General features: G+C 52.2%; 22 protein-coding genes. 17 read left to right on the forward strand and 5 right to left on the reverse strand.

Translation table 11 applies throughout. The features are described from left to right. The first annotated feature begins 8 nt into the window (after positions 1-8). Entirely contained in the window at positions 9-686 is a 678-nt protein-coding gene (gene fetA, locus JQ822_RS00855; RefSeq protein WP_213131877.1) for an iron efflux ABC transporter ATP-binding subunit FetA, read from the forward strand. After that, complete coding sequence (fetB, locus tag JQ822_RS00860) at positions 673-1,452, forward strand: iron efflux ABC transporter permease subunit FetB (protein WP_213131878.1); 780 nt, start codon at positions 673-675, stop codon at positions 1,450-1,452. Before fetA ends, fetB begins: the two co-directional genes overlap by 14 nt. Positions 1,453-1,492: 40 nt before the next feature. On the opposite strand, the gene JQ822_RS00865 is transcribed toward fetB, so the two are convergent. The 3 genes from JQ822_RS00865 to tesA are packed head-to-tail and all read right to left on the reverse strand — an operon-like array spanning position 1,493 to position 3,832. Continuing rightward, positions 1,493-2,347 carry a co-chaperone YbbN gene (locus JQ822_RS00865; RefSeq protein WP_213131879.1) on the reverse strand — a complete coding sequence of 285 codons (855 nt, stop codon included), beginning with the start codon at positions 2,345-2,347 and terminating at the stop codon, positions 1,493-1,495. Positions 2,348-2,406: 59 nt separating this feature from the next. Continuing rightward, positions 2,407-3,177, reverse strand: coding sequence for an SDR family oxidoreductase (locus JQ822_RS00870; protein WP_213131880.1), 771 nt, complete (start codon positions 3,175-3,177; stop codon positions 2,407-2,409). 28 nt (positions 3,178-3,205) lie between these two features. Beyond that, positions 3,206-3,832: a multifunctional acyl-CoA thioesterase I/protease I/lysophospholipase L1 gene (gene tesA / locus JQ822_RS00875; protein ID WP_213131881.1), complete on the reverse strand. Its 627-nt coding sequence runs from the start codon at positions 3,830-3,832 to the stop codon at positions 3,206-3,208. On the opposite strand from tesA, the gene ybbA reads away from it, so the two are divergent. From ybbA to JQ822_RS00905, 6 genes are all read left to right on the forward strand, one after another. Further along, the gene (ybbA, locus tag JQ822_RS00880) at positions 3,800-4,486 is read left to right on the forward strand and encodes a putative ABC transporter ATP-binding protein YbbA (protein ID WP_213131882.1); all 687 of its coding nucleotides are present in this window, start codon (positions 3,800-3,802) and stop codon (positions 4,484-4,486) included. The genes tesA and ybbA overlap by 33 nt on opposite strands. Then, the gene (ybbP, locus tag JQ822_RS00885; protein ID WP_213131883.1) at positions 4,483-6,897 is read left to right on the forward strand and encodes a putative ABC transporter permease subunit YbbP; all 2,415 of its coding nucleotides are present in this window, start codon (positions 4,483-4,485) and stop codon (positions 6,895-6,897) included. Before ybbA ends, ybbP begins: the two co-directional genes overlap by 4 nt. A gap of 190 nt (positions 6,898-7,087) precedes the next feature. Further along, the gene (locus JQ822_RS00890) at positions 7,088-8,221 is read left to right on the forward strand and encodes a porin (protein WP_213131884.1); all 1,134 of its coding nucleotides are present in this window, start codon (positions 7,088-7,090) and stop codon (positions 8,219-8,221) included. Positions 8,222-8,426: 205 nt separating this feature from the next. After that, positions 8,427-9,257 carry a MetQ/NlpA family ABC transporter substrate-binding protein gene (locus JQ822_RS00895; RefSeq protein ID WP_213131885.1) on the forward strand — a complete coding sequence of 277 codons (831 nt, stop codon included), beginning with the start codon at positions 8,427-8,429 and terminating at the stop codon, positions 9,255-9,257. A 62-nt stretch (positions 9,258-9,319) separates the two neighbouring features. Then, positions 9,320-10,336: a virulence-associated ABC transporter ATP-binding protein SfbB gene (gene sfbB / locus JQ822_RS00900; RefSeq protein ID WP_213131886.1), complete on the forward strand. Its 1,017-nt coding sequence runs from the start codon at positions 9,320-9,322 to the stop codon at positions 10,334-10,336. Beyond that, positions 10,329-10,988, forward strand: coding sequence for a methionine ABC transporter permease (locus JQ822_RS00905; protein WP_213131887.1), 660 nt, complete (start codon positions 10,329-10,331; stop codon positions 10,986-10,988). Before sfbB ends, JQ822_RS00905 begins: the two co-directional genes overlap by 8 nt. Here the strand turns inward: JQ822_RS00905 and mnmH are convergent. Next, a complete protein-coding gene (mnmH, locus tag JQ822_RS00910; protein ID WP_213131888.1) occupies positions 10,985-12,079 on the reverse strand; it encodes a tRNA 2-selenouridine(34) synthase MnmH in 1,095 nt (364 codons plus the stop codon). The genes JQ822_RS00905 and mnmH overlap by 4 nt on opposite strands. Before the next feature lie 69 nt (positions 12,080-12,148). Continuing rightward, positions 12,149-13,075, reverse strand: coding sequence for an HTH-type transcriptional activator AllS (allS, locus tag JQ822_RS00915; protein ID WP_213131889.1), 927 nt, complete (start codon positions 13,073-13,075; stop codon positions 12,149-12,151). A gap of 227 nt (positions 13,076-13,302) precedes the next feature. On the opposite strand from allS, the gene allA reads away from it, so the two are divergent. The 9 genes from allA to JQ822_RS00960 all read left to right on the forward strand — a co-directional run bounded on the left by allA (position 13,303) and on the right by JQ822_RS00960 (position 23,982). Beyond that, positions 13,303-13,785, forward strand: a complete 483-nt coding sequence (allA, locus tag JQ822_RS00920) for an ureidoglycolate lyase (RefSeq protein ID WP_213132947.1) — start codon at positions 13,303-13,305, stop codon at positions 13,783-13,785. Positions 13,786-13,830: 45 nt separating this feature from the next. After that, a complete protein-coding gene (allR, locus tag JQ822_RS00925) occupies positions 13,831-14,682 on the forward strand; it encodes an HTH-type transcriptional repressor AllR (RefSeq protein ID WP_213131890.1) in 852 nt (283 codons plus the stop codon). 83 nt (positions 14,683-14,765) lie between these two features. Then, the gene (gene gcl, locus JQ822_RS00930; protein WP_213131891.1) at positions 14,766-16,547 is read left to right on the forward strand and encodes a glyoxylate carboligase; all 1,782 of its coding nucleotides are present in this window, start codon (positions 14,766-14,768) and stop codon (positions 16,545-16,547) included. Between the two features lie 12 nt (positions 16,548-16,559). After that, positions 16,560-17,336, forward strand: a complete 777-nt coding sequence (hyi, locus tag JQ822_RS00935) for a hydroxypyruvate isomerase (RefSeq protein ID WP_213131892.1) — start codon at positions 16,560-16,562, stop codon at positions 17,334-17,336. A gap of 99 nt (positions 17,337-17,435) precedes the next feature. Then, entirely contained in the window at positions 17,436-18,314 is an 879-nt protein-coding gene (gene glxR, locus JQ822_RS00940) for a 2-hydroxy-3-oxopropionate reductase (RefSeq protein WP_213131893.1), read from the forward strand. A gap of 68 nt (positions 18,315-18,382) precedes the next feature. Continuing rightward, entirely contained in the window at positions 18,383-19,633 is a 1,251-nt protein-coding gene (locus tag JQ822_RS00945) for an MFS transporter (RefSeq protein ID WP_213131894.1), read from the forward strand. Between the two features lie 97 nt (positions 19,634-19,730). Next, a complete protein-coding gene (locus JQ822_RS00950; RefSeq protein WP_213131895.1) occupies positions 19,731-21,191 on the forward strand; it encodes an allantoin transporter in 1,461 nt (486 codons plus the stop codon). Between the two features lie 72 nt (positions 21,192-21,263). Beyond that, positions 21,264-22,625 (forward strand): allantoinase AllB, encoded by a 1,362-nt coding sequence (gene allB, locus JQ822_RS00955; protein ID WP_213131896.1) that lies wholly within the window; start codon positions 21,264-21,266, stop codon positions 22,623-22,625. 58 nt (positions 22,626-22,683) lie between these two features. Continuing rightward, positions 22,684-23,982, forward strand: a complete 1,299-nt coding sequence (locus tag JQ822_RS00960; RefSeq protein ID WP_213131897.1) for a uracil/xanthine transporter — start codon at positions 22,684-22,686, stop codon at positions 23,980-23,982. The last annotated feature ends 2 nt before the right edge of the window (positions 23,983-23,984 follow it).

The following is a 23,984-nucleotide window of genomic DNA, read 5'->3' on the forward strand; positions in this document are numbered from 1 at the left end:
GAAATGTGATGGATGAAAGCAGCATTCTGCTTCAGTTAAAAAATGTTGGCTGGCAGGCGGGCAGCACGAAGATCCTCAATAACATCTGTTTTAATCTCCAGGCCGGGGAATTTAAGCTAATTACAGGCCAGTCCGGCTGTGGTAAAAGCACGCTGCTGAAGATAGTGGCGTCGCTCATTAGCCCAAGCGACGGTGAGATCCTCTTTGAGGGAAAGGATATTACGACTCTCAAACCCGAAGCGTATCGCCAGCAGGTATCTTATTGCGCGCAAACCCCTGCGCTGTTTGGCGATACCGTTTACGACAACCTTGTGTTCCCGTGGCAAATTCGCAATAAACGTCCGGATCCGGATGCGTTTCTTGCAGACCTGGCTCGTTTTGAGTTGCCGGAGTCCCTCCTCAACAAAAACATCAACGAGCTGTCTGGCGGTGAAAAGCAGCGTGTCTCGTTAATTCGTAATTTACAGTTTTTGCCCAAAATCCTGCTGCTTGATGAAATTACCAGCGCGCTGGATGAAACCAATAAACGAAACGTGAATGAGCTGATTCACCGCTACGTTCGCGAGAAAAATATTGCGGTGCTGTGGGTAACGCACGACAAAGACGAAATTAACCATGCGGATAATGTCATAACCCTTCAGCCGCATGCCGGAGAAATGCAGGAAGCACGCAATGAACGAGCATAATATTACCAATGAGTCCCTGGCATTAGCGATGATGCTGGTGGTGGTGGCGATTCTAATTAGCCACAAAGAAAAACTGGCGCTGGAAAAAGATATTCTCTGGAGCGTTTGCCGGGCGGTTGTCCAGCTTATTATTGTCGGCTACGTGCTGAAATATATCTTCGGCGTTAACCACAGCATTCTGACCTTATTGATGGTGCTGTTTATCTGTTTTAACGCCGCCTATAACGCGCAAAAACGCAGTAAATATATCGGCAAAGCCTTTATCTCATCGTTTATTGCGATCACGGCGGGGGCTGGACTGACGCTGACGGTGCTGGTGCTGTCAGGCTCTATTGAGTTCACGCCGATGCAGGTGATCCCCATTTCCGGCATGATTGCGGGCAATGCGATGGTGGCTGTGGGATTGTGTTACAACAACCTGGGTCAGCGCTTTAACAGCGAGCAGCAGCAAATTCAGGAGAAGCTCAGCCTCGGGGCCACGCCGAAAATCGCCTCTGCGCCGCTTATTCGCGACAGTATTCGCGCTTCGCTGATCCCGACTATTGATTCCGCAAAAACGGTGGGACTGGTGAGTTTACCGGGGATGATGTCTGGTTTGATCTTTGCCGGGATTGACCCGGTAAAAGCGATTAAGTATCAGATTATGGTGACATTTATGTTGCTTTCTACCGCCAGCCTGTCGACCATTATTGCCTGCTATTTAACCTATCGGAAATTCTATAATTCGCGCCACCAACTGGTGGTGACGCATTTGAAAAAAACGTGACGTATTGCCCGATAAGCACCATCGGGCAAAATGCGGCGGGTTAGTACAACAACGCGTACAGCTGGCGGCGGTATTTTGAGGCCAGTGCATCACCGGTTCCCAGTGCGGCGAGGATCTCCTGGAAAGTCTTACGTGCCTGGCCGTCAGCGGCGGCAAGATCTTTTCTCAGGTGGCTGAACAGTAACTCCAGCGCCTCTTCGTTACGTCCGACCTGATGCAACTGGATCGCCAGTTGGGTAGCCAGCGCGGCATCCTGCGGGTTTTCCGCCACCTGTTGCTGCAGTTGCTGAATTTCCGGCGTATCCGCCGCCTGTTTCAGCAGTTCGATCTGTGCGACCAGACCCTGATAGCGGGTGTCCTGATCCTGCAACGGAATGGTTTTCAGCACCGCTTCGGCGTCGTCGGAGCGGTTCAGGGCAATTTGCGTTTCCGCCAGCAGCAGGCCAATTTCGCTGCTCTGATTGGAAATCTGCCAGGCTTCTTTCAGCAGCGGTAGCGCGTCGGCGTGATTACCTGCTTCGATGAACTCGATGGCCTGGCGCGCTTTCAGTTCTTCTTCGCTCGGCAACACTTTCTCCAGCAGTGCGCGAATAACCTCTTCTGGCTGAGGTCCCTGGAATCCGTCCACCGGCTGACCGTTCTGGAACAGGTACACCGTTGGAATGGCGCGCAGGCCAAACTGCGAGGCGATCATCTGCTCGGCGTCGCAGTCCAGTTTGGCGAGAATAAACTGACCGTTGTACTGGGCGACCAGGCTTTCCAGCACCGGCGTCAGTTGCTGGCAATGCTGGCTGCGTTCAGACCAGAAATAGAACAGGACCGGCGTGGTCATCGACAGTTCAAGGGTCTGCTGCAGGTTAGATTCGTTAATATTGACAATATTTTGTACGGACATGGAGTCACTCTCTATTCGTCGATTTGTTTTTACATGGGGGCAGACGCGTAGGCTTCAACTCAGCCCTGTAAAATTTTGTCCATTACGCGACTTGGCAACAGGCGTTTCAACAGCATGACCGCCCAGGTCACCAGGGTGACGGGATAGCGCAGTTTCGGTTTATCGCTCTCAAAAGCATGGCGCACTTTGGCGACAACCGCTTCCGGTCCCAGCGTAAAACGTGCGGCAATACCGGGGTTTTCAACCGGGGAATCGCTCTGGGTCTGGTTAACGTTTTCAGTGAAACGCGTACGGATAGGGCCGGGTTCAATCAGGCTGACTTTGATTCCACTGTGACGTAACTCCATGCGTAGCGCATCAGACCAGGCTTCCAGTGCGTATTTGCTGGCGGCATAGGCGCCGCGTCCCGGCGTGGATATGAGCCCCATCACTGATGAAGTCATCACAATGCGCCCTTCGCCATGGGGTAACATGGCGGGCAACAAACGCATAGTGAGTTGGTGCGCGCCAAAGAAGTTGGCGGAAAATTGCTGTTCCATCTGCTCACGGCTGATGGTTGGCAGCGGGCCATACACGCCGAATCCGGCGTTGTTAAAGATCCCATACAAACGATTATCGGTCAGGGCGATCACCTCATCGGCGGCGCGATCCACGCTTTCGGGTGAATCCAGATCCAGCAAGATGCCGGTGAATCCCATGCCGTTCATGCGTGCGACATCGTCAGGTTTACGGCAGCCTGCCAGAATTTGAAAACCCTGGCGCTTCAGCTCAAGTGCGCTTTCCAGGCCGATTCCGCTGGAACATCCTGTTATTAAGACCGATTTTTGCATAACTTTACCTGTCAGGATCTCCGTTGTTTTACGAGTCGTGGTTAACTAAAGGCGTGAGTTGTTTCGCCATCCAGTCGGCAATAAACGGCTGGGCGTCACGATTAGGGTGGATACCATCATCCTGCATCCACTGGGGTTTTAGATAGACCTCTTCCATAAAAAAGGGCAGCAGAGGAATATTAAACTCGCTGGCGAGCTTTGGATAAATTGCGCTAAAGGTTTCATTATAACGGCGACCGTAGTTTGCTGGCAGACGAATTTGCATCAGCAGCGGTTCGGCATTCGCCGCTTTGACGTCGTGTAAAATTTTACGCAGAGTCTGTTCAGTTTGCGCGGGCGCAAATCCGCGCAGGCCGTCGTTACCGCCCAGTTCGACCAGCACCCAGCGCGGCTGATGCTGTTGCAGTAACGCGGGCAGGCGCGCCAGGCCCTGCTGTGAGGTGTCGCCGCTAATGCTGGCATTCACCACCGACGTTTTGCTTTGCCATTTATCATTAAGCAGCGCTGGCCACGCCGCGCTGGCAGACATACGGTATCCGGCACTCAGGCTGTCACCCAGAATTAATAACGTGTCCGCTGCGGCGACGCGGAAAGTTAACAGAACCAGGAACAGGAAGGGCAAATGCCAGCGGAAAACATTGTTGAAGTTCATCATCTTAAGAAATCCGTCGGTCAGGGTGATCAGGAGTTATCCATCCTTACCGGAGTTGAACTGGTTGTCAAACGCGCCGAGACCATTGCGCTGATTGGCGAGTCGGGATCGGGGAAATCCACGCTGCTGGCGATCCTCGCCGGGCTGGACGATGGCTCGAGCGGCGAAGTCAGCCTGGTCGGGAAGCCGTTGCATACCATGGATGAAGAGGCCCGGGCGCAGCTGCGCGCACAACATGTTGGCTTTGTTTTTCAGTCCTTTATGCTTATTCCGACTCTCAATGCGTTGGAGAACGTTGAGCTGCCCGCGTTACTGCGCGGCGAAAATAGCGGTTCCAGCCAGGCCGGAGCTAAAGCCTTACTGGAGCAGTTGGGATTAGGCAAACGCCTCGACCACCTTCCGGCTCAGCTTTCCGGCGGGGAGCAGCAGCGCGTGGCGCTGGCGCGGGCGTTTAACGGCCGACCGGACGTGCTGTTTGCCGATGAACCGACGGGCAACCTTGACCGACAAACCGGGGACAAAATTGCCGATCTGCTGTTTTCCCTCAACCGTGAACACGGCACCACCCTGATTCTGGTGACCCATGACCCGCAGCTGGCGGCGCGTTGCGACCGGCGCTTGCGTCTGGTGAACGGGCAGTTACAGGAGGAGGCATGATTGCACGCTGGTTCTGGCGCGAATGGCGCTCACCCTCATTACTCATTGTCTGGCTGGCGCTGAGCCTGGCGGTGGCCTGCGTGCTGGCGCTGGGGAATATCAGTGACCGCATGGAAAAAGGGCTGAGCCAGCAAAGCCGCGAATTTATGGCGGGCGACAGGGCGCTGCAAAGCTCGCGGGATGTACCGAAAGCGTGGATTGACGAGGCGCGACAGCGCGGCCTGAAAGTGGGCGAGCAGCTGACCTTCGCCACCATGACTTTTGCTGCCGATACCCCACAGCTGGCAAACGTCAAAGCGGTGGATGACGTGTACCCAATGTATGGCAACCTGCAAACCGATCCTCCGGGGCTGAAACCGCAGCCCGGTTCGGTGCTGCTGGCCCCGCGTCTGATGGCGCTGCTCAATTTGAAAACCGGCGATTCCATTGATGTGGGCGACGCCACGCTGCGTATAGCAGGCGAAGTGGTACAGGAGCCGGATTCCGGCTTTAACCCGTTCCAGATCGCGCCACGCCTGATGATGAACATCGCGGATGTCGAAAAAACGGGGGCGGTCCAGCCGGGAAGCCGTGTGACCTGGCGCTATAAATTTGGCGGGACGGCGCAGCAGCTTGAAGCTTATGAAAAGTGGCTGCTGCCGCAGTTAAAGCCGGAACAGCGCTGGTACGGTCTGGAGCAGGATGAGGGTGCGTTGGGGAAATCTCTCGAGCGTTCGCAACAGTTCCTCCTGCTGTCGGCACTGTTAACGCTGCTGCTGGCGGTGGCTGCCGTTGCCGTGGCGATGAATCATTACTGCCGCAGCCGCTACGATCTGGTGGCAATATTAAAAACGCTCGGCGCGGGCAGGGCGCAACTGCGCAAGCTGATTATCGGCCAGTGGCTGATGGTGCTGGCTCTGTCCGGCGTCACCGGCGGGGCGTGTGGGCTGCTGTTTGAACGTGTGCTGGTGCTACTGCTCAGGCCCGTTTTGCCGGGTGAATTGCCGCCTGCCAGCCTGTGGCCGTGGCTGTGGGCATTCGGTACGATGACCGTCATTTCTCTGCTGGTCGGGCTACGCCCTTACCGCCTGCTGCTGGCCACGCAACCGCTGCGGGTATTGCGTCGCGACGTGGTGGCAAACGTCTGGCCGCTGAAGATCTATCTGCCCGTGGCGATGATAGTTGTGGTTGCGCTGCTGGCCGGACTGATGGGCGGAAGCATGTTGTTGTGGGCGGTACTGGCTGGTGCTGTGGTGCTGGCGCTGCTGTGCGGCGTGCTGGGTTGGATGCTGCTTAACCTGCTGCGCGGCCTGACGCTCACCTCGTTGCCGCTGCGTTTAGCGGTCAGTCGCCTGCTGCGCCAGCCGTGGTCAACGCTTAGTCAGCTGTCGGCCTTTTCGCTCTCCTTTATGCTGCTGGCGCTGTTGCTGGTGCTACGAGGCGATCTGCTCGATCGCTGGCAGCAGCAAATGCCGCCGGAAAGCCCGAACTACTTCCTCATCAACATTGCCACTGAACAGGTGGTGCCGCTGAAAGCGTTCCTGTCTGAGCATCAGGTGATCCCGGAGTCGTTCTATCCGATTGTGCGGGCGCGTCTGACCGCCATCAATGAGAAGCCGACCGAAGGCAATCAGGATGAGTCGCTCAACCGCGAACTAAACCTGACCTGGCAGGATACCCGCCCGGATCATAACCCGATTGTTGCCGGAAGCTGGCCGCCAAAAGCGGGCGAAGTGTCGATGGAAGAGGGGCTGGCGAAACGGCTGAACGTCAGGCTCGGCGATCGGGTCACCTTTATGGGGGACACCCAGGATTTCAGCGCCACGGTCAGCAGTCTGCGCAAAGTGGACTGGGAAAGCCTGCGGCCTAACTTCTTCTTCATCTTCCCATCCGGCGCGCTGGACGGGCAGCCGCAAAGCTGGCTGACCAGCTTCCGTTGGGAAAATGGCAACGGTATGCTAACGCAGCTTAATCGCGAGTTTCCGACCATCAGCCTGCTGGATATCGGCGCCATCCTCAAACAGGTGAGCCAGGTACTGGAGCAGGTGAGCCGCGCGCTGGAGGTGATGGTGGTGCTGGTCACCGCCTGTGGCATGTTGCTGCTGCTGGCGCAGGTGCAGGTCGGGATGCGTCAGCGTCATCAGGAGCTGGTGGTCTGGCGTACGCTGGGGGCAGGCAAGAAGCTGCTGCGTACCACGCTATGGTGCGAATTCGCTATGTTGGGGATGGTCTCCGGGCTGGTGGCCGCTATCGGCGCAGAGACGGCGCTGGCGGTGCTGCAAACCCGCGTGTTTGATTTTCCGTGGGAGCCTGACTGGCGGCTGTGGGTTGTATTACCGGTTTGCGGGGCGCTGCTACTCTCATTATGCGGTGGGTGGCTCGGCGCACGCCTGCTAAAAGGCAAAGCCCTGTTCCGCCAGTTTAATAGTTAATTCATTTCAGTGATGATTACGCACCGGTTTTTATCCCGGTGCGTATTTTTCGTCTATACCGCACATTTTGATAACTCCTTGATATTTAACCGCACAGAACATTAAAAACCTGCCAACACGAGAGTATTAATAAACGTTAATATTTGTGCGCTGAATAATTGGCAGGCTATCTATCAAGGTAAAACAAACCATGACTATAAAAAAAACAGCGCTGGCGGTATCGATCGGCGCAGCAGTGGCATTAACGACGTTCGCCTCCCAGGCGGAAATCACCGTTCTGAAACAAGACCCACAGGCGGGTAATCCGCTGAGCCGTCTTAACTTCACCGTCGGCGGCAGTATCCGTCCCCAGTTCCAGAACATGGCGGGCGACGATGGTAAGAATGGTTACAAACGAAATGGTTTTGACGGCGGTACCCGTTTCCGCTTCGCCGCAGACTACTATCTGTTTGATGACATCAGTTGGGTGAGCTACTACGAGCTGGGCGTTAACTTCCCGGCGATGTTCAACTGGGATAACCACTATGCTAACGGCGCCAACGATACCACGCGTCGTATGCTGTACACCGGGCTGAAGAGCGCAACCTGGGGGACGCTGACCTTCGGTCAACAGAACAGCATTTACTATGATGTGGTCGGTGCGAAAACGGATATTTGGGACTACGACATGATCGGTCAGGCGCCAGGTAACGGTATCAATGGTGACTACGATGGTTCATATCGTACGCGTAAATCGCTGAAGTATAAAAATACGGTAGGCGATGTTGATCTCTACGCGTCTTACCTGTTCAGCGATGATTACAACCCGAACAACGGGTTGCGCTACAAACGTAAAGGCGGCGGCTCGCTGGGGGTGGATTACCACATTACCGATGACTTAACCTGGGGTACGGCGTGGAACTACACCCGTGCGGAAATGCGTGGCAACACCAGCAAAACCTACGATCAAAACATCGTCGGTACCGCGCTGAGCTGGAAACCGGACAACTGGACCCTCTCCCTGGGCGGCGGCTGGTACCAGAACTTCATGACCACCAAAAAAGTGTCGGTTAACGACTATTTTGCCGGCGATGCATGGGGCCTGGAATACTTCGCGGGTTACACCTTCCCGGTGGGTCAGTATGCGCTGAAATCCGTTCAGCCATACTTCATGGGCGATCGTATTGAATACGTGAATGGCCGTAACTACCTGCGTACCGACAACGGCGTGGGGATCAGCTTCCAGCTGGATTACGGTTTCCGTGTGGATTACGAACACGTCTTCACTTCCAGCACCGACAACCTGGGCGACATGAACCTGGTGCGTCTGCGTTACGACTTCTAAGTCGTATTTGTCCTGCCAGTGAGATCTGACAGGACATCTCTCCCATCTCCGTTTAACGACACACTCTGCAACATCATGAAATAATTTCAAGGACAGCAGCGTGTGATCTGTGTCATGTTAAGAATCAGCCTGTTAACAGGCCAACAACAACAACGCCGCATGAACGGCGTGAGACACCACATCACAACGTTAAAATGGAGAGATTATGGGATTGCGCCAAAGTTTACGCGTCGCGACCGGAGCATTGTTACTGGCCTGCGGCTTACAGCTTGCCCACGCGAATAGCGATCCGCACACCATCGTATTCGGCGTCGCACCGGGTCCGTATGGCGATATGGTGAAGCAGGCTATTGCACCAACGCTGAAAGAAAAGGGCTACAAGGTCGTGGTGCGCGAATTCAGCGACTACGTCCAGCCAAATATGGCGCTCTCCAACGGTAGCATTGACGCTAACCTGTTCCAGCACTCGCTGTACTTTGACAAATTCACCGCCGATAAGGGCCTGAAGCTGAGTAGGCTAATTGTGGTCCCGACGGCCGGAATGGGTTTTTATTCTCATAAAATCAAAAGCCTGGATGAGTTGAAAAAAGGTGATGTGATCACGCTTTCCAACGATCCAACCAACCTGGCTCGCGGTTTGCGCTTCCTGCAGTCCATCGATTTGGTAACCATTAAAGATAACATCGATCCGACCAAAGCCTCCGAGCGTGATATCGCCAGCAACCCGAAAGGGCTGGTGTTTAAACCGCTGGAAGCCGCGCAGCTGCCGCGCACGCTGGACGGCGTGACCGGGGCGCTGGTCAACGGTAACTTCGCCGTGGCGGCAAAGCTGGATCTTACCAGCGCCATCAAGCAAGAACATCTGGACGAAAATCTGAAAAATATCATTGCGGTACGCAGTGAAGATGCGGATAAACCGTTCGCCAAAGACATTGTTGAAGCGGTGAAATCTCCGGCGTATCGCGCCGTGATCGATGACCCGAAAAATATCTACAGCGCCTTCCAGAAACCGGAATGGATGTCGGCAGCCCAATAATCGCTGCGCCAACGGTTTAACAGGGCAGCGATGACTGCCCTTTTCGCATTTCTGAGGTGGCTATGATTGAGATTGAGAAGGTTTGCGTGGATTTCACTGCAGGCCGCGGGCCGTCAACCCGCGCGGTGGATGACGTTAGCTTGCGTATCGGCGCAGGCGAGATATTCGGTATTGTCGGGACCAGCGGCGCAGGAAAAAGTACCTTGCTGCGTACGCTGAACGCCTTAACGCGTCCGAGTCAGGGAAGCGTAAAAGTGAATGGTGTGGAAATCTCTGCGCTCGAGGGGAGCAATTTACGCAAAGCGCGTCAGCGTATTGGCATGATCTTCCAGCATTTTAACCTGATGCATACCCGCACCGTGGCGCAAAACGTTGCCTTTAGCCTGAAGGCCGCGGGCTGGGAGCGTAGTAAAATTGCCCCGCGCGTGACGGAGATCCTGGCCCTGGTGGGCTTGTCTGATAAAGCCAACCGTTTTCCGGTTCAGCTCAGCGGTGGGCAAAAGCAGCGCGTGGGTATCGCCCGTGCGATTGCCAACCACCCGGATGTACTGCTTTGTGATGAACCTACTTCCGCATTAGATCTGGAAACCTCGGCGACCATTCTGACGTTACTCAAGCAGATCAACACCCAGTTGGGGATCACGATCGTGCTGATCACCCACGAGATGAACGTGATCAAATCCATTTGCGATCGCGTGGCGGTGATGTCTGGCGGCAAGGTGGTGGAATCCGGCGAGGTGTTTGATGTCTTTGCCCATCCGCAGCACGCGTTCACCCAGCAGCTGGTGTCGCATACGCTCAACCTGACGTTACCCGAGCGCCTGCGGCAACATCTGCCGGGTCAGCTGTTAAAGATTCTGTTTATTGGCGATTCGGCTGAACAGCCGGTGCTGTCTGAAGTGGCGGTTAAATTTGGCGTGGCGGTGAACATTCTGCACGGCAAAATTGAATACATTGGCGAACGCGCTCTGGGGATCTTAGTGGTGCAACTGACCGCGCCGCATAATCCTGCGGCGGTGGATGTCGCCGTGGAGCACATTCGTCAACGTACTGCACAGGTGGAGGTGATTCGTGGATGATTTATTGCCGGATTTGACGCTGGCGTTCAATGAAACCTTTCAGATGCTAAGCATCTCAACGGTGCTGGCGGTTGTTGGCGGCCTGCCGCTGGGTTTTTTAATCTTCGTGACCGACCGCCATTTATTCTGGCAGAACCGTTTTGTGTATCTGCTCAGTTCTGTGCTGGTGAATATCATCCGCTCGGTGCCGTTTGTGATCCTGCTGGTGCTGCTGCTGCCGCTAACCCAGTTTTTGCTCGGCAATACCATCGGGCCGATTGCCGCGTCGGTACCGCTGTCGGTGGCGGCGATTGCGTTCTATGCCCGTCTGGTGGACAGCGCCCTGCGCGAGGTCGATAAAGGTATTATTGAAGCGGCGGAAGCCTTTGGCGCCAGCCCGATGCGCATCATTTGTACCGTGCTGTTACCGGAAGCCAGCGCGGGTCTGCTGCGCGGGTTGACGATAACGCTGGTGAGCTTGATCGGGTATTCCGCGATGGCCGGGATCGTTGGCGGCGGTGGGGTAGGTGACCTGGCGATTCGCTTTGGTTATTACCGCTACGAAACCCAGGTCATGATCGTCACCGTGGTGGCGCTGATTATTCTGGTACAGGTTGTTCAGGTTCTGGGCGACTGGTTGGCGAAACGCGCGGATAAGCGCGACCGGCATTAATGCGCCTGGACCCAGTTATTCACGTCCTGCCATGAGCCGCGAAAGACAATTTTCGCGGCTTTCTTCTCTAGCTGGTAACGATACATCGGATCGTAATATTCGTTGAGTAACGGTACCAGCCAGCCCATATGCGCGTCGGTACTGCCGTTAGCCTGTTGCGCTTGCAGGGCAACGTCCAGCAGCGCGGTCAGCTCCGCGAAGCGTTGTAACCCCAGACGACGGCGGATGGCGAACAGGCCGTGATGCAAATATTCACTGTATTCCTGCCAGCCCTGACTCTCGCCGTAAGCCTGGGTGAAATCGTGGTGCATGCGCACAAAATATTCTTCACGTAGCCGCTCCAGGCGTAGCTCAAAGGGATCTTCCACCACCGCAATAGCGGCCTGGCTCATGCGCTCACGCAGGCATTCGGGCAAATGATTGGCGCCAATCATGCGGCCTTCATCCTCCAGCACCCAGCAATGCAGCTCCTGACGGCTATCGGTTTTCAGCATCTCGACCGCAAGCAGGTTTTCAAAGCTCGCCTGGCTCAGTTGGGGTTCTACCGTGCGGCCAAAAGAAGAGCCGCGATGGTGCGCCAGACCTTCGAGGTCTACGCCGTTCGGCTGCTGTTGCACCAACTGCGTTTTACCGCTGCCGGTGCAGCCGCCAATTAAGACGATGGGCTTTTGTACTAAATCTTCGGTTATCTGTATCGCCGCCTGACGCAGGGCTTTATAACCGCCGCGTACCAGCGGGTAGTCAATGCCGGACTCACGTAGCCATTGCTGCACAATGTGCGAACGCTGACCGCCGCGTGCACAGCATAAAAAACCCTCAGGATGCTGGCGGCAGGCAGTTTGCCAGGCATCCATTCGCTGCTGGCGAACGTCACCGCTAACAAGCTGATGCCCAAGTGCCAGCGCAGCTTCCGGCCCCTGACGTTTATAGCAGGTACCGACAGCGGCACGTTCGTCATCGTTCATCAGGGGAAGGTTGATTGCGCCCGGCATTGCGCCCTGCTGAAATTCGACGGGCGCGCGTACATCGATTAAGGGCGTACCGGCGAGCAGAATCGCGCGGTAGTCCTGTGCTGTTTGTGTGTCTTGCATAGTAAAAAACGAAACCTCAAATCATCCTGCGTACCATTTTACGCGCCAAATGAGAGGATGACTTGATTTTCAATCGCGTGAGTTGTTGAAAATTGCTAAAAACCCGGCGATTTCAGATTTTCGTTGGGTGAACAGCGTGACAATATCTTCAACGGCCTTACCCGCGCCAAACTTATGCCACGCGAGACTTAAGGGAGAAGGGGGACGCATGGTGGGAATGATGTTGCTGACCAGCTGGCCGCTATCGAGCAACGGTTGGCAGAGCGGCTGCGGAACGAATCCAATACCGACTCCCGCAAGATGAGCAGCAAGCTTGGTTTCCATGTCCGGGACGATGATCTCTTTTTGACCGGGAAGACGCCATGCGACCCGTTTACTCAGGGTCCGCGCGCTATCCTCAATGTTAATAGCCGGAAAACGGCGCAGCTGCGCTTCTGTTAATGGACCGCTGGCGTCTGCCAGTGGATGATCCGCTGACATAACAAATCGCCACTGAACAGAACCCAAAGGATCGAGGGTAAAGGTGTTGGTCATCGGTTCCGTGCCGGTAACGCCGATAGCCAGCGAGAATCCTTCATACAAGAGTGAATCCCACACGCCCATATAAATTTGCCGGGAAAAGTGAAACTGAGTAAAGGGATAGCGGGCGTTAAGCCAGGATAACAGGTGAGCGACGGCTTCAGGGCTGTACAGCAGGTTGTTAACCACAATATTCACCTGGCGCTCTACACCGTCGTTCACTTGCTGCAATTCGCTGGGCATGCTGTCCAGCCAGGCGAGCCAGTCTTTTGCCTGAGAAAGAAGGTGAGATCCTGCTGCGGTTAACGTCACGCTTCGGGTAGTGCGAAAAAATAACGCGACGCCGGTGTTTTCCTCCAGAAGCTTTATACGGTAACTGATGGTGGCTGTGGTTTTGCACAAGCGCTCCGCCGCCCTGGAGAAACTCCCCGTTTCGGCGACGCCGATAAAGGTACGCAGTGTTTCCGGGTCAAACATCGTCAGCTACTCCTTTAATGATCTTCTACAAGCCTGATTTCTTGTTCTCTGATTTATAAGTATTTTTGCATAATGGCCTTGTTCAAATTGTGGTCTAAATCTAGTTTTGGAAAATTTTTCCAATTTTTGTGTTGATGTTAAATCACGAAGGTTTTAGATTGCATGGTATTGAAGCCGCTAAGTGTTCTGGTTGCGGTTTAGAGGAATTCAGTTACAAGGAAATAATGATGAAACTTGAGGTCTTACCGTTAAATCAGCACACGTTCAGCGCCTATGGCGATGTCATCGAGACGCACAAACGTGATTTTTTTCATATCAATGATGGGCTCGTTGAACGTTATCACGATCTGGCCAATGTGGAGATCCTTAAGCAGGATCGCACCCTCATCAGTATCAATCGCGCGCAACCGGCAGCAACGCCGATTGTTGTGCATGAGTTGGAGCGCCACCCGTTAGGTACCCAGGCATTTATGCCGATGAATGGCGAAGCGTTTGTGGTGATTGTCGCACTCGGTGAGGACAAACCGGACCTTTCCACCTTAAAAGCCTTTATCACCAATGGACAACAGGGCGTGAATTACCACCGAAATGTCTGGCATCACCCGTTGTTTGCCTGGCAAACCGTAACCGATTTTCTGACCGTCGATCGCGGCGGCAGCGATAATTGCGATGTTGAAAGTATCCCGACGCATGAGCTCTGTTTTGCGTGACGCTATCGGCCTTCTTGCTTAATATGCGCATATTGTTCATTGTTTATGCTCATATTTTGGGCCGGAGTAAGCGTAGTGGAGACGGAAGTAAGACGGCGTGGCAGGCCTGGACAGGCGGAGCCAGTTGCGCAGAAAGGCGCTCAGGCGCTTGAGAGAGGCATTGCGATTTTGCAGTATCTCGAAAGAAGTGGAGGCAGTTCGTCAGTGAGCGATATTTCCGCCAGTCTGGATTTACCGCTCTCTACGACTTTTCGCCTGTTGAAGGTTTTACAGGGTGCTGATTTTGTCTATCAGGACAGCCAGTTAGGCTGGTGGCACATTGGTTTAGGCGTATTTAACGTGGGCTCCGCGTATATTCATAATCGCGACGTCCTGTCGGTAGCCGGACCGTTTATGCACCGATTAATGCTGCTGTCAGGCGAAACGGTTAATGTCGCGATTCGCAATGGCACCGAAGCGGTGTTGATTGGTCAGAAGGAGTGCAAATCGATGGTCAGAATGTGCGCACCTTTAGGCAGTCGTATGCCGTTACATGCTTCCGGCGCGGGAAAAGCGCTGCTTTATCCGTTGATGGAAGAAGAGTTAATGGACATCGTCGTGAAAACGGGTTTGCAGCAGTTTACGCCGACCACGTTGGTGGATTTTCCTACTCTGCTGCGTAATCTGGAACTGGCGCGTGAGAATGGTTATATCATCGATCACGAAGAACATGTTATTGGTTTGAATTGCATCGCATCAGCTATCTATGACGATGCAGGCAGTGTCGTTGCTGCCATCTCTATTTCGGGGCCCGCATCCAGACTGACGGAAGATCGTTTTATCAGTCAGGGAGAGCTGGTACGGGATACTGCACGAGATATCAGTACGGCGCTGGGTTTAAAAGCCCCCGTAGCTTAAGTCGCAACCCGCTCAGAGGAGCGGGACTTTTTTGGATTTTTTCAAAGTTGGAAAATTTTTCCAATAAATAGAGGTAGAAAGAAATGGCAAAAATGAGAGCCGTTGACGCGGCAATGTATGTGCTGGAAAAAGAAGGCATCACCACCGCATTTGGGGTTCCGGGGGCGGCAATTAACCCGTTCTATTCCGCAATGCGTAAGCACGGAGGCATCCGTCACATTCTGGCTCGTCACGTTGAAGGCGCTTCCCATATGGCGGAAGGCTATACGCGTGCGACGGCAGGAAACATTGGCGTCTGCCTTGGCACTTCTGGCCCGGCAGGCACTGACATGATTACTGCGCTGTATTCCGCTTCTGCCGATTCTATTCCTATTTTATGCATCACCGGCCAGGCGCCTCGCGCTCGCCTGCATAAGGAAGATTTTCAGGCTGTTGATATTGAATCTATTGCCAAACCGGTCAGTAAAATGGCGGTAACGGTGCGTGAAGCCGCGCTGCTTCCTCGGGTTTTGCAGCAGGCATTTCATGTAATGCGCTCTGGTCGTCCTGGTCCGGTATTGATCGATTTGCCTTTTGATATTCAGGTTGAAGAAATTGAATTCGATCCAGACATGTATGAACCGCTGCCAATCTACAAGCCTGCGGCCAGCCGCAAACAGATTGAGAAAGCGCTGGAAATGCTGGTTCAGGCTGAGCGCCCGGTCATCGTGGCTGGGGGCGGGGTGATTAATGCTGATGCCAGCGAACTGTTGCAACGCTTTGCTGAATTAACCAACGTACCGGTAATTCCTACGCTGATGGGCTGGGGATGCATCCCGGACGATCATGAGTTAATGGCCGGAATGGTGGGGTTACAAACGGCGCATCGTTACGGCAACGCCACGCTGCTAGCCTCCGATATGGTGTTCGGTATTGGTAACCGTTTTGCGAACCGACACACCGGTTCCGTTGCGAAATATACCGAAGGACGCAAAATCATTCATATCGATATTGAGCCGACGCAAATTGGCCGCGTTCTTTGCCCGGATTTAGGCATCGTTTCTGACGCTAAAGCCGCGCTGACTTTGCTGATTGACGTTGCTCAAGAGATGCAGAAAGCCGGGCGTTTACCTTGTCGGAATACCTGGGTTGATGAATGCCAACAGCGTAAGCGGACGTTACTGCGTAAAACCCACTTCGACAATGTCCCGGTTAAACCGCAGCGTGTGTATGAAGAGATGAATAAAGCCTTCGGTCGCGATGTCTGCTACGTCACTACCATTGGGTTATCGCAAATTGCCGCCGCGCAAATGCTGCACGTATTTAAAGAGCGCCACTGGATCAACTGCGGTCAGGCTGGCCCTCTTGGCTGGACGCTGCCGGCGGCATTAGGGGTTTGTGTTGCCGATCCTGCGCGCAATGTTGTTGGGATTTCCGGCGATTTTGACTTCCAGTTCCTGATCGAAGAGCTGGCGGTGGGCGCGCAATTCAACATTCCTTATATCCATGTTCTGGTCAACAACGCCTATCTCGGCCTGATTCGCCAGTCGCAGCGCGCTTTTGATATGGATTACTGCGTCCAACTAGCGTTCGAAAATATCAACTCCAGCGAAGTAAACGGTTATGGCGTCGATCACGTCAAAGTGGCAGAGGGATTAGGCTGTAAAGCCATTCGCGTGCTCAAGCCGGAGGATCTTGCTCCGGCATTTGAACAAGCCAAAGCCCTGATGGCGCAGTATCGCGTTCCGGTTGTCGTCGAAGTGATACTCGAGCGTGTGACGAACATCTCTATGGGTAGCGAACTGGATAATGTGACCGAGTTTGAAGAGATTGCAGACGGTGCGACCGATGCGCCAACCGAAACCTGTTTTATGAAATACGAATAGATGAGGTGACAGATGTTACGTTTCTCAGCCAATCTTTCCATGCTGTTTCTGGAATACAGTTTTCTTGAACGCTTCGATAAAGCGGCACAATCGGGATTTCGTGGCGTAGAGTTTATGTTTCCCTACGATTACGACATTGACGTATTAAAGGAAAAACTGCAGACCAACCAACTGGAACATACGCTGCATAATCTGCCTGCCGGAGACTGGGCAGCGGGTGAACGCGGTATCGCCTGTATTCCGGGCCGCGAAGAGGAATTTCGCGATGGCGTCGCGGCGGCTGTTCGTTATGCGAAGGGGCTCGGCAATAAGAAGATCAATTGCCTGGTAGGTAAAACACCTGTGGAGTTTTCTGCCGAACAGATCAAGCAGACGTTGGTGGAAAACCTGCGCTATGCGGCAAATGCGTTAGCGAAAGAAGATATTTTATTGCTGATTGAGCCGATCAACCATTTTGATATTCCTGGATTCCATCTCACCGGGACCCAGCAGGCGCTGGCTTTAATAGATAGCGTCGGTAGCAATAATATCAAGATTCAGTATGACATTTACCATATGCAGCGAATGGAAGGGGAATTAACCCAGACCATGACCACATGGGCAAATAAAATAGGTCATTTGCAAATTGCTGATAACCCTCGTCGCGGAGAACCAGGTACCGGTGAAATTAATTATGACTTTATTTTTAAGTTTATCGATAAATCAGGTTATGACGGATGGGTTGGTTGTGAATATAAACCACTGACCACCACCGAAGCGGGATTATCGTGGATTAATCAATATCGATAATTTGTAAGGGTTTTCAGGCAACGTCATTTTTCCACTTTGCTGGAAGGGGATCGTGTTGCCTGAATTCGGGAAAACCGACAGAGATATAAGAGGTTAAAAATGAAACTGGGATTTATTGGCCTGGGTATTATGGGTTCGCCAATGGCTGTCAATCTGGCTCGCGCCGGACATCAATTACATGTCACGACCATTGGTCCGGTTGCGGACGAATTGCTGTCATTGGGGGCCGTTAATGTTGAAACTGCGCGTCAGGTAACTGATTTCGCAGACATCATCTTCATAATGGTTCCGGACACGCCGCAGGTGGAAGAAGTGCTTTTTGGCGAACACGGTTGTGCCAAAACCGCGTTGCAGGGAAAAACCATTGTCGATATGAGTTCTATCTCTCCTATCGAAACCAAACGTTTTGCGAAACAGGTTAATGAGTTGGGTGGGGATTACCTCGATGCGCCCGTCTCTGGCGGGGAAATTGGCGCTCGCGAAGGTACCTTGTCCATTATGGTTGGCGGTGAGCCAGATGTATTTGCACGGGTCAAACCGCTGTTTGATATTTTGGGTAAAAACATCACGCTGGTCGGCGGTAATGGTGATGGTCAAACCTGTAAGGTGGCTAACCAAATTATCGTTGCCTTAAATATTGAAGCGGTTTCAGAGGCGTTAGTCTTTGCTTCGAAAGCTGGCGCGGATCCTGTTCGCGTACGTCAGGCATTAATGGGCGGATTTGCCTCTTCCCGTATTCTGGAGGTTCATGGCGAGCGGATGATCAAGCGCACCTTTGAGCCCGGTTTTAAAATTGCATTGCATCAAAAAGATCTCAATCTTGCATTACAAAGCGCCAAGGCACTGTCATTGAATTTGCCTAATACGGCAACCTGTCAGGAATTATTTAATACCTGTGCCGCGAATGGGGGGAGCCAGTTGGATCACTCGGCTATGGTTCAGGCGTTGGAATTAATGGCAAATCATAAATTGTCATGACCATTCGTATCGCTGCACTTACTGCAGCGATACATTTTAATCAGACACACTTTGGAAAGGTGCATGTCATGAGTGAAAAGAAAACATCCGGTATTGAATACTGGAAGAAGATTGTCGTCGTAATGAGTCTGGGCTGGGTGGCAATATGGATATATCGCACCGTGCTCACGCCTATTTATCCTGAGATTCAGGCATCGCTGGGCAATGTCAGTAATGCTGAAATTGGCGCTATCGCCAGTTTTTATTTCTTTGCCTATTGCAGTATGCAAATTCCCTGCGGAATTCTGGTCGATAAACTTGGCCAGAAAATTATGCTGATGTGTGGGTTTACGCTGTTTATTATTGGTACGCTGAGCATTGCAAAAGCCGCTGGACTGGTGATGATCTATGCGGGTTCGCTAATGGCGGGAGCGGGCTGCGCCTCTTTCTTTAGTTCAGCGTATTCACTCTCTTCGGCAAATGTCCCACAGGCTCGTCGGGCACTGGCCAACGCCATTATTAATAGCGGCTCAGCAATTGGGATGGGGATCGGGTTAATCGGTTCCAGCGTGCTGGTAAAAAGCATGAGCATGGCCTGGCAAAATGTGTTGTTCCTGGTTGCGGCCATTCTGGTGGTGATGCTGTGCGTATTCACTCTGGTTATCCGTGGCAAGGCTAAAAGTAAAACACCTGCGTCAGGCGAGAAAACACAGACGGTAGCGACGAAGGAAGAGAAGAACCCGCCGCTGTTTTCGGGTCTGTTATGTAGCGTGTACTTCCTCTACTTCTGTACCTGCTATGGCTATTACCTGATAGTGACCTGGCTTCCGTCTTATCTGCAGACTGAAAGAGGATTTGATGGCGGCGCGATTGGGGTGGCCTCGGCGTTAGTCGCCGTGGTGGGTGTCCCTGGCGCATTGTTCTTTAGCCATCTGTCCGATAAGTTTCGCAACAGCAAAGTTAAAGTCATTCTTGGTCTGGAAATTATGGCTGCCGCAATGCTGATATTTACGGTGCTATCGCCGAATACCACTATGCTGATGGTCAGCCTGACTCTGTACGGTTTACTGGGCAAAATGGCGGTGGATCCGATTCTGATCTCCTTTGTTTCTGAGCAAGCGTCGCCAAAAACGTTAGGTAGAGCATTTAGCCTGTTTAATTTCTTTGGCATGAGCTCAGCGGTTATTGCGCCAACATTAACCGGATTTATTTCTGATTTGACAGGCTCTAAAGAAATAAGCTTTGTTATCTCCGCTTGTCTGGTTGTTACCGGAACGCTTATTTTTGCGGCCGTTACGTTATATAAAAAGAAAGCAACGACAGTCATTGCTTCAGCATAAAAACATAATTAAAACTATTTAACTTATTTCTTTATTGTTTTTGTTCCGCATAGCTAAACCCATTACAACGTTATCCGATACGTGACAAGAGGGATTTATGGAACATCAAAGAGATCTATACCAACAACGTGGTTATAGTGACGATTTATTACCAAAAACGGCCGAGCAACGAAACTGGAAAACATTCAACTATTTTACATTATGGATGGGTTCTGTGCATAACGTACCTAATTACGTTATGGTTGGCGGATTCTTTATTCTTGGACTTTCTACATTCAGCATCATGCTGGCTATTATTATTAGTGCATTGTTTATTGCGTTAGTTATGGTAATGAACGGTGCAGCAGGAAGTAAATACGGTGTGCCTTTTGCCATGATTTTGCGTGGCTCGTATGGTGTCCGTGGAGCGCTGTTCCCTGGGTTATTAAGAGGGGGAATTGCTGCAATCATGTGGTTCGGTCTGCAATGTTACGCCGGATCGCTGGCTTTTCTTATTCTGATTGGAAAAATATGGCCTGGGTTTTTAACGTTGGGCGGTGACTTTACCTTATTGGGACTTTCTCTGCCGGGGCTGATTACATTTCTTATTTTTTGGCTCATTAACGTTGGTATTGGTTTTGGTGGTGGTAAGGTATTAAATAAATTTACCGCAATCCTCAACCCCTGCATTTATATTGTATTCGGCGGGATGGCTATCTGGGCGATATCCCTGGTAGGAATTGGACCGATTCTGGACTACATTCCGGGCGGTGTGCAAAAGGCGGGCAACAGCGGATTCCTGTTTCTGGTTGTTATCAACGCGGTTGTCGCGGTATGGGCTGCTCCGGCGGTGAGCGCATCCGATTTCACGCAAAATGCCCACTCATTTCGTGAACAAGCGTTGGGGCAGACGCTGGGGCTCATTGTCGCCTACGTGCTATTTGCCATTGCCAGCGTGTGTATTATCGCCGGAGCCAGTATTCATTACGGCATGGATACGTGGAATGTGCTGGATATCGTTCAACGTTGGGATAGTCTGTTTGCCTCGTTTTTTGCGGTACTGGTTATTTTGATGACGACAATCTCTACAAACGCTACCGGTAATATTATTCCGGCTGGTTATCAGATTGCCGCTATTGCACCCACTAAACTAACGTATAAAAATGGTGTGTTGATCGCCAGTATTATTAGTTTGCTGATTTGTCCATGGAAGTTAATGGAGAATCAGAACAGTATTTATCTGTTTCTGGATATCATTGGCGGGATGCTCGGCCCCGTTATCGGAGTTATGTTAGCGCATTATTTTGTCGTGATGCGCGGTGAAATTAATCTTGATGAATTATATACCGCCAGCGGTGATTACCAATATTATGAAAACGGATTTAATCTGACAGCCTTCTCCGTAACGTTAGTAGCCGTCATTCTTTCACTGGGGGGTAAATTTATTCCTCTCCTTGAACCGTTATCGCGAGTGTCGTGGTTTGTTGGCGTTATTGTCGCATTTGTCGCCTATGCCTTGCTGAAGAAAAGATCGGTTGCTGAATCAGATGGAGCGCAAAAAGCCACAGGGCAGATGTGATGAAATCAGTAAGCGCTTATTTAAGCGTGAGTTATTTATAAAAATTATCTGTATCCATACAAGGAGTTCGTTATGTCTTTTGATTTAATTATTAAGAACGGTACTGTTATTTTAGAAAATGAAGCTCGTATTGTTGATATTGCCGTCAAGGCAGGAAAAATCGCCGCCATTGGCGAGAATCTGGGTGAGGCGAAGCAGGTTATGGATGCGACGGGTCTGGTGGTTTCACCAGGCATGGTTGATGCGCATACCCATATCTCTGAGCCAGGTCGTACCCATTGGGAAGGGTATGAGACGGGGACGCGTGCTGCGGCAAAAGGCGGTATCACCACGATGATCGAAATGCCCCTTAACCAGCTGCCAGCAACGGTGGATCGTGAAACCATCGAACTGAAATTTGATGCGGCCAAAGGCAAATTGACTATTGATGCCGCGCAGCTTGGCGGTCTGGTCTCTTACAACCTCGATCGTCTGCACGAGCTGGATGACGTCGGTGTCGTCGGTTTCAAATGCTTTGTTGCCACCTGCGGCGACCGCGGTATCGATAATGATTTCCGCGACGTGAACGACTGGCAGTTCTACAAAGGCGCGCAGAAGCTGGCGGAAATGAACCAGACGGTATTAGTGCATTGCGAAAACGCGCTCATCTGTGACGAGCTTGGCGAGGAAGCTAAACGTGAGGGTCGCGTGACGGCGCATGATTATGTGGCCTCACGCCCGGTGTTTACCGAAGTGGAAGCGATTCGTCGCGTACTGTATCTGGCGAAAGTTGCCGGTTGCCGTCTGCACGTCTGCCATATCAGCAGCCCGGAAGGTGTCGCAGAAGTCACCCGTGCGCGCCAGGAAGGCCAGGACGTCACCTGCGAATCCTGTCCACACTACTTCGTGCTGGATACCGATCAGTTTGAAGAGATTGGCACCCTGGCGAAATGTTCTCCGCCGATCCGCGATCTGCAGAACCAACAGGGTATGTGGGAAAAGCTGTTTAACGGCGAGATTGACTGCCTGGTTTCCGACCACTCACCATGCCCACCGGAAATGAAGGCCGGCAATATCATGCAGGCGTGGGGCGGCATTGCCGGACTGCAAAGCTGCATGGACGTTATGTTTGATGAAGCCGTGCAAAAACGCGGTATGTCGCTGCCGAAGTTCGCTAAATTGATGGCAACCAACGCCGCAGATATTTTTGGTCTGAAGCAGAAAGGACGTATCGCCCCGGGTAAAGATGCTGATTTCGTCTTTATTCAACCGGACAGCAAATACGTTCTGAAGAACGAAGATCTGGAATATCGCCATAAAGTCAGCCCGTATGTAGGCCGTACAATTGGCGCGCGCATTACGAAAACTATTCTGCGTGGTGATGTTATTTATGACATTGAGCAAGGTTTTCCTGTATCGCCAAAAGGTCAATTTATCCTTAAACATCAACAATAATGTGATGTGAATTAATGCCCGTCGTGTCGGCGGGCATTCTCTATTTTAAGGTATGAATATGCTTCCTGTTATTAACCGTGAAAGTATGCTGTCCGGCTTTCAGTGGTTTTTCTTTATTTTTTGTAATACGGTCGTGGTCCCGCCAACGCTGGTTTCTGCTTTTCATCTCCCTGCGAGCAATTTGCTAATGCTCACGCAGTACGCTTTTTTAACGACGTCGCTGGCCTGTCTTGCCCAGGTCATTTGTGGTCATCGCCGAGCCATTATGGAAGGGCCAACCGGTTTATGGTGGGGAACCATTTTGACGATTACTCTGGCTGAGGCGTCGCGCGGAACCCCGCTCAATGATATCGCCACCAGCCTGTCCGTCGGGATTGTGATTTCCGCTGTTCTGACGATGATTATCGGCTTTAGTGGCTTAGGGCATCGATTAGCTCGGCTTTTTACCCCGACGGTAATGGTCTTTTTTATGCTGCTGCTCGGCGCGCAGCTAACCACCATCTTTTTTAAGGGCATGTTGGGGTTGCCCTTTGGCATTGCGGATGCCAGCGTCAAAATTCAACTGGCGCCCTTTAGCCTGGCATTAGCCGTGATGTGCTTCATCCTTGCGATGATCATCTTTTTACCGCAGTGGATTTCACGCTATGCCCTTTTGGTGGGGGCGGTAGTGGGATGGGGGCTTTGGCGATTGTGTTTTCCATTAACATCCTTGCCGTCCGGCGAATTAAGCTGGCAGTGGTTTCCGTTAGGCAGTCACGGCAGACTGTTACCGGGCATTATTCTGACGGCCGTTATCACCGGCCTAGTGAATATCAGTAATACCTATGGCGCGGTACGCGGCACGGACATCTTTTATGCGCAGCAAGGCTCCAGCAGCTCACGTTATCGTCGCAGCTTTATTATTTCCGGCTTGATGACGCTGGTGACAGTCCCTTTTGCCGTGATTCCATTTTCACCTTTTGTCTCTTCTATCGGCCTGTTAACGCAGACCGGCGACAGCTCGCGAAAATCATTTATTTGCGGCAGCGTATTATGTTTGTTCGTGGCGATAGTGACGCCGCTAACCCGCTTATTTTGCGCCATTCCGCTGGCGATCAGCAGTGCCGTGATGCTGGTTTCTTATCTTCCGTTGCTCTATTCCGGTCTGGTTTTTAGCCAACAAATCACATTTACCGCACGCAATATTTATCGACTGGCGCTCCCGCTGTTTTTCGGCATTTTTTTGATGGGGCTACCTCCGATTTATTTACAAGATCTTCCGCTGACTATTCGGCCATTACTGAGCAATGGCCTGCTGGTGGGGATTTTACTGGCGGTACTTATGGAAAATCTCATTCCATGGGAACGCATTAAATAACA

The organism is Citrobacter sp. FP75, assembly GCF_018342065.1.
In the GTDB taxonomy this organism is placed as follows: Bacteria; Pseudomonadota; Gammaproteobacteria; order Enterobacterales; family Enterobacteriaceae; genus Citrobacter.